Here is an 11038-nt window from a genome sequence, read left to right on the forward strand (position 1 = left end):
GTTCACGGCATGGCCGTGCACGTAGAGCTGCGCCAGTGCGGTGAGCACTCCGAGCGGCTCGTCTTCCTTGCGCTTGAGCGTCTGGATGAGGGCCATGTCGTGCAGGCCCGCATCGAACGCGGTGGCCGCCACGGACATCAGCGCCACCGGGTTCGGCGCGAGTTCCACGAACGTGGTGTGGCCGTTGCCCACCGCGAGCCGGACGGCGTTGGTGAAGTACACACTGTGCCGCAGACCCTTGGTCCAGTACTCCTCGCGGTGGATCGGCTCGTGGCCGGCGCGGTAGAACGTGTCCTGGTCGACGGACGAGTAGACGCCCAGCTTCAGCTTGGTCGGCTCGATGCCCGCAAGTTCGGCGGCGAGTTCACCGAGCAGCGGATCGACCTGCGAGGTGTGGCTGGCGCCCTTAGTCTTGAGGACGCGGGCCATCTTCTCCTCGGACTCCGCGCGCGCCACGATGGCGTTGACCTCCGACTCCGGGCCACCGATGACGGTGTGCGTCGGCGCCGCGTACACGCAGACCTCGAGGTGCGGGAAGTCGGTGAGGACGTTCTCGATCTCGGTGGCGCTGTACTCGACGAGGGCCATCAGGCGGATGTCGTCGCCCTCGAGCGTGGCCTCGGCCTCGCCCATCAGCCGCGACCGCGCGCAGATCACGCGGACGGCGTCCTCGAGCGGCAGGCCGCCCGAGATGTACGCGGCGGCGGCCTCACCCATGGAGTGACCGACGACGGCCTCGGGCTCGGCGCCGTGGTGGCGCAGCAGAGCGGCCAGACCGATCTGGATGGCGAAAATGCCCACCTGCGAGGTCTCGACGTCGTAGTCGATCGCGTCGTCGAGGAACTTCTCCTTCATGGAGTAGCCGGCCTCGTCCTCGATCAGCGCATCCACCTCGTCGATGGCCGCGGCGAACACCGGGTTCTCCAGGTACAGCTGCTTGGCCATCTTGCGGTGCTGCGACCCGAAGCCCGACAGCACCCAGACCGCGCCCTTCGACGCCGGCGAATCCGCGGAGAACACACCTTGGCCGGGCTTGCCGGCGGCCACGGCACGCAGTCCGGTGATGGCCTCGGCGCGCGTCTTCGCGAGAACGACCGCACGCGAGCGACCGTGGTTGCGACGTGCGAGGGACCGGGCGACGTCGCCGAGCGGTGTGGTGCTGCCCGCTTCGGTTTCCAGCCAGTCGGCCAGATCGGACGCGGCACGACGACGACGCGACGGCAGCGCCCCCGACACCGCGAGCACGACGGTGGGCTCATCGTTCAGGCCCATCGATTCGGCCGCGGCTTCGAGCATGCCCTCGCCGCCCGGCTCCGCGTCGACGTCCGCGGGTTCGGCCTCGGCCGGCACGTACTCACGCACGACGACGTGTGCGTTGGTGCCACCGAAACCGAAACCGGACACACCGGCAACTGCGGTGCCGGTATAGCGAGGCCAGGACGCACCCTCGGGAATGACCTGCAGTTGTGCCTTGTCGAAGGCGATGTACGGGTTGGGGCCGACATAGTTCAGCGACGGCGGCAGGATGTCTTCCTGCATCGACAGGACGACCTTGATCAGGCCCGCGGCACCCGCCGCGGCCTCGAGGTGCCCGAAGTTGGTCTTCGCGGAGCCGAGCAGAGCAGGCTTGTCGTCGTCGCGTCCACGACCCACGACGCGTCCGAGCGCGTCGGCCTCGATCGGATCACCGAGAATGGTGCCGGTGCCGTGGGCCTCGATGTAGTCGACCCCGGACGGGTTGATGCCCGCGTCACGGTAGGCGTGCCGCAAGACGTCGGCCTGCGCGTCCGGGTTGGGCGCGGCGAGGCCGTTGGACCGGCCGTCCTGGTTGACGGCACTACCGGCGATGACCGCGAGAATCCGGTCGCCGTCCCGTTCGGCATCCTCGAGGCGCTTGAGGACGACGAGACCGCCGCCCTCGGCCCGGATCATGCCGTCGGCGTCGGCCGAAAAAGCTTTGATGCGCCCGTCGGGAGCCATGACGCCCAGCTGGTCGAAGCCCAGCGTGGCGGGCGGTGCGACGATCATGTTGACGCCACCGGCGAGCGCGAGATCCGACTCACCGGACCGCAGCGAACGGACCGCCTGATGCACCGCGACCAGCGAGGACGAGCACGCGGTGTCGAGGGCGATGGACGGACCGCGGAAGTCGTAGAAGTACGAGACGCGGTTGGCGACGATGGCCGTCGAGGTGCCCGTCAGCGCATAGGGGTGCGCGTGGACCGGGTCGCTCACCGCCAGCAACTGGTAGTCGTTGGCCGAGCTGCCGATGAAGACACCGACCTGCTCGCCCTTCAGATCACTCGCCGGGATACGGGCGTGTTCGAGGGCCTCCCAGGTGAGTTCCATCGCCAGCCGCTGCTGCGGGTCGACGTTGGCAACCTCGAGCGGGGACATCGCGAAGAACTCGGCGTCGAAACTCTTGATGTCGTCGAGGTAGCCACCCTTGGTGTTGGCCTTCTCGACGGCAGCCTTGATCTGCGGGTCGGACGTGAACTCCTCCCACCGACCCTCGGGCAGGTCGGAGATGCCGTCGCGGCCGTCCGCCAGCATCTGCCACATCTCGGCAGGAGTGGTGCCCGCGCCGGGAAACCGCGTGGCCAGGCCCACGATCGCGATGTTGTGGGCGTCGGATGAGGGCGCCGAGGCGTAGTACGCGGCGTCCGCGGAATCGTCGGGCTGTTCGGGCTCGCCCTCGATGATGCGGGTGGCCAGCGACGCGATGGTGGGGTGCTGATACGCGACGGTCGCAGTGAGCGTGACGCCCACCAGTTCCTCGATCTCCCCGCTCAGCGCAACCGCATCCCGGGACGACAGACCGAACTCTTCCATCGGGCGATCGTCGGTGATCTGACCGACCGGTTGCCCCGTGGCGTCGGCAATCCAGTTACGCAGCCACTCCCGCAGCTCCGCAACCGTCATATCGCCAGAAGTCCGATCGTCATCATGTACAGCCATCAACTCACCAAGCTACCCGTCAGGAAGTGGATTATTCGGAAACGCTATCGGGGAAAGCAGTCTGCGTGTAACCGCCGCGCAGGGTGCCCTCGACATAGCTGGCCTTGCATGCCCGGCGCGCGATCTTGCCGCTCGAGGTGCGCGGAATGGAACCGGCCGGAACCAGCAGGATGTCCCGGGCAGTCACGCCGTGCCTGCTCGACAACGCCGCACGCACCGTGTCGGCGACGGGTTGCGGGTCGGCCTTGCCGGCACCGGGCGCGCGCTCGGCGACGATCACGAGCTGCTCCGACGAATCGTCCGGATCGAAGTTCAGGCCCGAATGGGTGTTCTCGAACACCACCCGCGGCAGCTGGTTCGCGGGCACCGAGAAGGCGGCGACGAAGCCCGGACGCAGCGCGGGGCTCGCCTCCTGAGCCGAGGCTTCCAGGTCCTGCGGGTAGTGATTCCGGCCGTCGACGATCACGAGGTCCTTGACCCGGCCCGTGATGAACAGCTCGCCGTCGATGTACACGCCGTAGTCGCCGGTCCGCATCCAGTTGGCGTCCTCGGGTGTTCCCTCGGCGTGGCTACCCTCGGGAAGCCGGTTCGTCAGCTTGTTGTGGAAGGTCTCGTCGGTTTCCTCGGTACGACCCCAGTAACCGATCCCGATGTTGTCACCGTGCAACCAGATCTCACCGACACGGTTCTCGGGCTGCTCGATGCGCGTCTCGGGATCGACGATGGCCGCCCACTGACTGCGCGCGACATAACCACACGACACCTGCGGGATCGCGTTCTCGGTGTCCTGGTCCACCTTGACGACCCGGCCGGCGTTGAGCTCGTTGCGGTCGAGGTAGACGACGCGCGCCTCGTCCGAATGCCGTGTGGAGGACACGAACAGGGTGGCCTCGGCCATGCCGTACGACGGCTTGATCGCGGTCTTCGGCAGACCGTACGGCGCGAACGCCTCGTTGAACTTGCGCATCGACGACGTGGTGACGGGCTCGCTGCCGTTGATCAACCCGATGACGTTGCTCAGATCGAGGCTCTCACCATTCTTCGGCAGACCGCGCGCGGCCGCGTGCTCGAACGCGAAGTTGGGAGCGGCGGCGAACGTGCCTGCACCGTCCGACACGGCGGCGAGTTCCTTGATCCAGCGGTACGGACGCTGTACGAACGCGCGCGGGCTCATGATGGTGATGTACTTGCCGCCCAGCGCGGGCAGGATGACCGTGAGCAGACCCATGTCGTGGAACAGGGGCAGCCACGTGACACCACGCGAATTTTCGTTCAGCTCGATGGAATCGACCATCTGCAGGGCGTTGGTCCCGACCGCACGGTGCGTGATCTCGACACCGGCGGGAACCCGGGTGGAGCCGGACGTGTACTGCAGGTACGCGATGTCGTCGAGGTCGATTTCGGGACGGACCCACGATTCGCCGACGCTGTCGGGGATGGCATCCACGGCGATGATGCGGGGGCGCTCGGCGGCGGGAAGGGACCGAAAGAACTGCCGGACACCCGCGGCTGAGGAGGTGGCGGTGAGGATGGCGGCAGGCTTGCAGTCACCGAGGACGGCGTGCAGGCGGTCGGTGTGTCCGGGTTCGTCGGGGTCGAACAGCGGCACGGCGATGGTGCCGGCATGAATCGCGGCGAAAAAGGAGATGACGTAGTCGAGACCCTGCGGCGCGAGAACGGCGACCCGGTCGCCGGGCTTGGTGACCTGCTGGAGGCGGGCCGCGACCGCGCGCAACCGGTTGCCGAACTGTTCCCAGGTCAGCTCGTGCGCTTCTCCCTCACGTTCCCGCGAGTAGTCGATATACCGGTATGCGAGGTCGTCCGCGTTCTCCCGGGTGTGACGCTGGACATAGTCGACCAGCGTGCTGTCGGGATCGAGCCTGATATGGCCCTTCTCGTCGATAAACTCATCGAACTTCGCGTTCATTCCATCTCCTCCGAAGCGATCACACAGGCATGCCATCGGCATGACTGCGCCCCAGACTTCCTTCGCCGAATCGGATCTCGTACAACTCGCGGGCGATCACGTCAGAACGCAACTCACCCGAATAAGCTCATCGATTCCAAACCACAGATATGTTACAGATTGGCATCGCTCGCTCTCGTTGCGCTGCGTCTACTCGCCCTTCAACTGCGAGATGATCGGCGCGAACGCATCCATCTGGGTGGGGAAGACACCGACATAGGACATTGTCGTCTTCGCACGCACCATGCGGATCTGATCTGCGATTTCATCGAAACTTCCGATCGCCAGATACGGCGAGTTCAAGATGTCCTCGACGGACAACTTCACGTCCACCTCGATGTTGGGCGGGAACCCTTGGTCGAGGGCGGCCAGCGCCATCTCCGCGGTCTGTTCCCGATCGTCGGTGATGACGATGGTGGTGATGGTCCAGTTCAGTTCGATGTCGTCGAACCGGTCACCGGCAGCTTCGCGAATCCGCTCGACTCGTTCCATGGTCTTCTCGAGCGTCACACCCGACAGCAGGAGTTTGCCCTCTTTGCTGGTTGGGGTCGCGACCGAGATGATGTCGGCATACTTGGCGGCGAGCGCCAGCATCCTGGGGCCGCCACCGCCGACGGCGATCGGCGGGCGCGGACCCTGGCGCGGCCGCGGACTGCCGGTGAGTCCCTTGATCTGGTAGTACTTGCCGTCGAAGTTGCATTCCTGACCGCGCAGCAGCGTGTCGAGAATCTGCAAGGACTCCTCGAGTTTCGCGATCCGCACACCGGGACGCTCGTAGGGAATGCCACCCTTGTCGAACTCTTCCTTCATCCACCCGGCACCGATCCCCAGCTCGAGACGGCCACCGGACAGGACGTCGATGGTGGCAGCGTCCTTCGCGAGGATCGCCGGATGCCGGAAACCGTTGGCAAGCACGGCGGTGCCGAGCCGGATCTTGTCCGTGGCCACGGCGAGCGCACCGAGGGCGGCAATCGGTCCCACCTGATTCCCCAGGTGGTCGGGAATCATGAAGCTGTCGAACCCGAGTTCCTCGGCCTTCTGCGCAAGCTTCACGAAACGGCGGGCGCCGCCCTCGTCAGCGTTGCCTTCGCCACCTGCCGCAAAACGGAACTTTCGGGGCGAGCCGGCATCGGAACTCATGTACAGCTTCTCCTGTTCGAACGCCCGCGGGCACCGGTGATCTTGCGACAGTGCAGCACTCTACCGTCGCCGGGAAGGGTGGACTACCGGCGAGTACGTATCGCGCATATCTGTTCGGGAACATTTGCGTCTCACCGGTCCCCTGCATACTCACAGGTCACGCGCAGCTAACTGTGCGGCGGCGTCGGTGCGCCCTCGATCTTCTCCGCTGCCCAGTTCGCGATCCACTGCGGAGCGGTGGTCCCCGACTCGTCCACGACGTACGAGTTGTACAACGCGTGAACAGGATTGTTGTTGTACTCGAGCAGGCGCAATGCGCTGGCTACCCAGTTACCGGGCTTGAACGCCTCGAGCGGCGCATCGCAGATCCCGTCCGACGGCGCACAGATCTCGACAGTGCGATCGGCCAGGTCGCCGAACCCGCCCGGGCGCGGACCGGTCATCGTGATTCCCGGCACCTTCAGACCCGCCAGCGACAACTCGGCACCCACACCGGCCACGGCCTGCCCGATGTCGGTAGCCGCTCCCGGATCGCGGCGGCCGTCGGCGATGAGTCCGACGCCGAGTACCAGGTCCGCCGGCACGGGACCGTCGCCCGCACCGATGCTCGATGCGACGTCGCCGGCGATCACCGCACCCTGCGAGAAACCGGTCAGCAGGAAACTGGTGAGCGGGCACTCCGCGTGGCGGCGAACGAGGATGTCGTTGGTGGCGGCCAGGCCCGCCGTCCGGCTGTTGTTGTAGGACTCCTGCCCGTCCGGGGGAAACGCGACAGGATTGGAGAACTGCGCAACGTACGGAACCGTGTAGACGTCAGCGCGCGCAGGCGGGAACAACTCCTGTAACGGACGTGACACGTTCAGCATCAGCGACGCCGGGTTGGCCGTCGGGTTGTACGGGTCGTCACCGGCACTCGACTCCCATGTACCCGGGACGACGACCACCTGGACGTCCGGGCAGCTGGCCGACTGCGTGTCGGGCCGCTCCGGACCGGGCGGGATCGGGACGGGCTTGGGGAGCCGTCCCGCGAGCAGGTACCACAGCGCGAGCACAGCCAGCAGGATCACCAGCAGAATCACAGCCAGTACCAACAACTTACGAAGACGGCTTCCCCTCGCCTTGCGCGTTCCGCGCCCGGTCCGCGACATCGGCGGCTACCTGCAGTAGGTCGCGTGAGCGACGTCGATGTATGTCTGGGCGTCGGCCGCGGCCTGTTCCTGGCTGAGTTCCCGGCCCGCGGCAGCCGCCTCGGTGCCGACCATCGCGGTAACGAACACCATGGTGTCGGCGTCGCTGCGGCCTTCTGCCCGTGCCTGGCAGATGAAGTCGGCGGTGCTGACGGCCATCGTGCCGTCGGTGGCCGGCTCGATTCCTCTCTTCTTCAGTTCTTCGAGGAACTTCTTGCCCTCGTCACTGACCGGCACCTCGCTGGGACCGGGGAAGTCCTCCGGAACCGCCTGCGGCTGTTCCGGCGGCGCCGTCGCAGCCTGGCCCGGACTCGTCACCGGCGCCGAGGCGGTGGCCGATCCGGTCGCGGTCGGCGGGGCCGACGCAGTGCCCTCGGCGGCGGTCGTGGTGGACTCCATCGCAGCGGAGGTCGAGGACGGAGTAGAGGTGGCCGTCGAATCGTCACTGCCGCATCCGACCAGCAGACCGCTTGCTGCGGCTGCAAGCGCGCCTACCGCGATTGCCCGTGCGAAGGTGGTGCTGATTCGTGAATGCTGCGGCATCTATTTCCGTCCTTAGCTTTCCAAGTCGTTGTTACTCGACAGGGTACAGACGCAGATCGGGCGGAAGCCCGGTCCGCTGGACCCGGCCCCGCCCGCTGCTGTGGATGTTCTAGCGAACCTCGGCCTTGCCGTCGATCAGCGTGATGTAGCCGGTCTGGAAGTTCTGCTGCACACCGCCGGGGATCGCGAACTTGTCACTGATCGGGAAGCCGAGCCGACCGGCCTCGTACCCAACGCTCTTCCAGGCCTCGAAGATCGGGCCGTTCTCGATCGACCACGCACCCGATGCCGGACTCCAATAGATGTTGCCGGCCTCGAACTCGTTGAACCGTCCACCGTTCTTGACGGCGATCTCACTGGTCTTCGGGAAACCGAGCCATCCACCTTCGTACCCCGTCTCGGCGTACTTGCCCATGATCATTCCCTGCACCGCGTGGGTGCCGTTGGCGGGACTGAAGTACATGGCACCGATCTCGAAGCCCTGCACGGCACCGACCTTGCCAGGTGTGGGAACTTCCTCGGCCACGGGGTAGCCGAGCGGGCCGGCCTCCCAGCCCTGTCGTGCCCATTCCCCGAGGATCGCGCCCCGGATGGCGTGTCCACCGGTCTGCGGGGTCCAGTAGATCGAACCGTTCGCGAAGTGATTGAACCGGCCGCGGCCGTCCGGGGTGCCCAGTTCCGGCGTCTTCGGGTAGCCGAGTGCTCCGGCCGGACCACCCATCCCCTGATACACGCCGCCGATGATGCCGGCCACCGGCTGTGTGCCGGAGTCGCCCTTGGCGAAGATCCGCCCGAACCGGAAGTCCTGGACCGTGCCGCCCGCGATGCTGTACTCCGGCGTCAGGCAGTCGCCGATCCACGGATTGGCATTCGCGACACCGGCGATCGATCCGCCGATGGTGCACACCGGCTTGTCGGCCTCCACGCCGACGGCGCTGGCGAGCTGCGGCCACAACTGATGAAGCTCGAACTGCCAGTACGGCCACGAGTGCGTACCCGACGGCCGGTAGTTGACCTGCGCGGGGATACCGAGCTTGTTGAGCTTGGTCGCGAAGGTCTGCGAGGTGAGGCGGGACAGGATCTCGAGTCCCATACCGGCGTAGTTGGTGCTGACCCCCGGAATCCCGGACGGCTGATCGTACGGTCCGGTGGTGCCGCTGCCGCTGGAAATATAGAGGCTGACACCCTTGAGCTTGTCCGCGAGCAGGTAGGGATCATGCTCTTCCCACGCCGAACTGGTGGGCGGACCCCACATGGCGTTGGCGTCGAATCCGCCGGCATCGCTCATCGCGTACGCCACGGCCTGCGGCATTCCCAGCGCCGTCGTGGTGAGCATGCCCGACAACGAGGCCGCGAACTTGAAGAAACCCTGGTTACGGCCGGCGAGGAACATCGCGGACGTGCCGCCCATGGACAATCCGATGACCCCGCGCGTCTGCGTGGAACGCCAGTCGCTCTCGAGGATGGGCGGCAATTCCTTGGTGAGGAACGTTTCCCACTGGTAGTTCTGCCCGTTGTCCTGAGCCACCCAGTCGGAGTAGAAGCTGGACTGGCCGCCCACCGGCAGAACCACGTTGATGTTCTTGTCGGCGAAGAACGCCTCGGCATCGGTTTCGAGCGTCCAGCCGTTCTCGTTGTCCTGCGCCCGGAGTCCGTCGAGCATGTACACCGACGGGAACTTCTCCGTCGGCTTGATGTTCCAGTCCCTCGCCAGCAACAGCTGAACCTGGATCGGCACACCCATCGACGGGGAATTGATCCACAGCGCGACACGGCGATCCGTCAGCCAGTCGACGTGGTGGATCGTCGCGCCGATGGGCGCCTGTGTGGCAACCGGGGCGGTGTGCGCGGCCATCGGCGCAGCCGACACGGTGGCGGCCGAGCTGAACCCGGCCGCCACCGGTACGACGAGCACGGCGGCAAGCGCCACGAGGATCCGACTTCGGACACCGGCAAACTCAGTTCGCCGTCGTTCCGCCCTGGGCAGGCCTACTCGCATTGGCGTTCACTCCCTGTCTGCGCGTCGAGGCAATAACCCGAACGGCCTCGCGTTCCGGTTCTTTCTACACGCAAACAGCAGTCGAGTGGGGGTGCCGCGCTGTTACCACTGGTGCAATTGTTACCTCTGAGCTGCTCCCGCTAACCGATGGTGTTGCTGAGATCGGGCGCCAGATCGTGGATCTGCTGGCCCCAGTAGCGCCAGCTGTGGATACCGCGGGGCGGGAAGCTGTAGGTGACGTTGTTCGCGCCGATGGTCGCCATGCGCACCTGGAAGGCGCGGGTGTTCGCGAGCGACAGCGCCTCGAGTCCCGCACCAGTGGTCGTGTTGAACACGTCCACGACGCCGGTGGGCGCGTTGCCACCGGGGCCGGGAATGCCGTTGGCGGCCGAGGCCCACACCCGCGTGCCGTTGTCGCGAAGCTTGGTCGCGAAGACGAACGGATCGTTGCGCAGCCACGCCGGGTTCCACGGCGGACCCCACATCGCGTCCACGTTGTACCGTCCGGCGTCGAGCATCGCGACGCGGATCGCCTCACGCATGCCGGGTGCCGAGATGTTCAGGTACCCCGACAGCGACCCCGCGTAGTTGAACTGGTCCGGGTGGTATGCCGCGAGGGTCAGGGCAGCACTGCCACCCATCGACAGGCCGATGACGCCGTTGCGGGTGGTTTGGAAGCCCAGACGGTCACGCAGAGCGTTGCGCAGTTCCTTCGTGAGGAACGTTTCCCACTGGTACTTGACCTTCTGGCCGTTGAACGTGGAATTCGACACCCAGTCGGAGTAGAAGCTGGACTGGCCACCGACCGGTTGCACGACGTTGATGTTCTGGCCCGCGAGGAACGCACCGGCGTCGGTGTTGATCTCCCAGCCGCTGAGATCGTCCTGCGCACGCAGACCGTCGAGCAGATACACCACGCGGTTGGTGTTGCCGTCGGCTGCGCGCCAGACGCGGCTCTTGATCGGACCCATACTCGAGTCGACCCAGAAATCCTGGGCCGCGGGGTCGAAGGCCGCGGACGCGGTAGCTCCACCGCCGACCATCGTCACACCGAGTGGCACCGCCACTGCCAATGCAACAGCCGCCGCGGTGCGCCTGGCCCATCCGCGTGTTCTCGTCGTACCCCCAACTCGCATGTACTCGTCTTCCCTCCGCTTGATTCGTCTTTGCCGCGGCCGCGGCATCACCACTCGAGCTCGTGAAATCTCGTTCGAAAAATCCGACTCACAGACGCCACCCGCACAG

The 11038-nt window shown here is 66.1% G+C and carries 7 protein-coding genes; all 7 read right to left on the reverse strand.

Translation table 11 applies throughout. From position 1 onward, the window contains the following. Positions 1-2922 (reverse strand): beta-ketoacyl synthase N-terminal-like domain-containing protein (locus WAW17_RS09165; protein ID WP_422332675.1); only part of this gene is annotated, 2922 nt, incomplete at its 3' end. Between the two features lie 67 nt (positions 2923-2989). Then, on the reverse strand, positions 2990-4885 hold the full coding sequence (fadD32, locus tag WAW17_RS09170) for a long-chain-fatty-acid--AMP ligase FadD32 (protein WP_422332669.1): 1896 nt from the start codon (positions 4883-4885) through the stop codon (positions 2990-2992). A gap of 189 nt (positions 4886-5074) precedes the next feature. Next, positions 5075-6064 (reverse strand): LLM class F420-dependent oxidoreductase, encoded by a 990-nt coding sequence (locus WAW17_RS09175; protein WP_422332670.1) that lies wholly within the window; start codon positions 6062-6064, stop codon positions 5075-5077. 167 nt (positions 6065-6231) lie between these two features. After that, positions 6232-7212 carry a cutinase family protein gene (locus WAW17_RS09180; protein ID WP_422332671.1) on the reverse strand — a complete coding sequence of 327 codons (981 nt, stop codon included), beginning with the start codon at positions 7210-7212 and terminating at the stop codon, positions 6232-6234. A 6-nt stretch (positions 7213-7218) separates the two neighbouring features. Continuing rightward, a complete protein-coding gene (locus WAW17_RS09185; RefSeq protein ID WP_422332672.1) occupies positions 7219-7794 on the reverse strand; it encodes a DUF732 domain-containing protein in 576 nt (191 codons plus the stop codon). A 109-nt stretch (positions 7795-7903) separates the two neighbouring features. Next, the gene (locus tag WAW17_RS09190) at positions 7904-9793 is read right to left on the reverse strand and encodes an alpha/beta hydrolase-fold protein (protein WP_422332673.1); all 1890 of its coding nucleotides are present in this window, start codon (positions 9791-9793) and stop codon (positions 7904-7906) included. A 140-nt stretch (positions 9794-9933) separates the two neighbouring features. After that, complete coding sequence (locus WAW17_RS09195; protein WP_422332674.1) at positions 9934-10929, reverse strand: alpha/beta hydrolase; 996 nt, start codon at positions 10927-10929, stop codon at positions 9934-9936. Positions 10930-11038: the final 109 nt, after the last annotated feature.

Source organism: Rhodococcus sp. (in: high G+C Gram-positive bacteria), assembly GCF_049286785.1.
GTDB lineage: Bacteria > Actinomycetota > Actinomycetes > Mycobacteriales > Mycobacteriaceae > Rhodococcus_F.

Bases quoted from the DNA above. Each gene is read 5' to 3' on its own strand.
- fadD32 (WP_422332669.1), bottom strand. From the start codon at position 4,885: ATGAACGCGAAGTTCGATGAGTTTATCGACGAGAAGGGCCATATCAGG.
- WAW17_RS09185 (WP_422332672.1), bottom strand. From the start codon at position 7,794: ATGCCGCAGCATTCACGAATCAGCACCACCTTCGCACGGGCAATCGCG.
- WAW17_RS09190 (WP_422332673.1), bottom strand. From the start codon at position 9,793: ATGCGAGTAGGCCTGCCCAGGGCGGAACGACGGCGAACTGAGTTTGCC.
- WAW17_RS09175 (WP_422332670.1), bottom strand. From the start codon at position 6,064: ATGAGTTCCGATGCCGGCTCGCCCCGAAAGTTCCGTTTTGCGGCAGGT.
- WAW17_RS09195 (WP_422332674.1), bottom strand. From the start codon at position 10,929: ATGCGAGTTGGGGGTACGACGAGAACACGCGGATGGGCCAGGCGCACC.
- WAW17_RS09180 (WP_422332671.1), bottom strand. From the start codon at position 7,212: ATGTCGCGGACCGGGCGCGGAACGCGCAAGGCGAGGGGAAGCCGTCTT.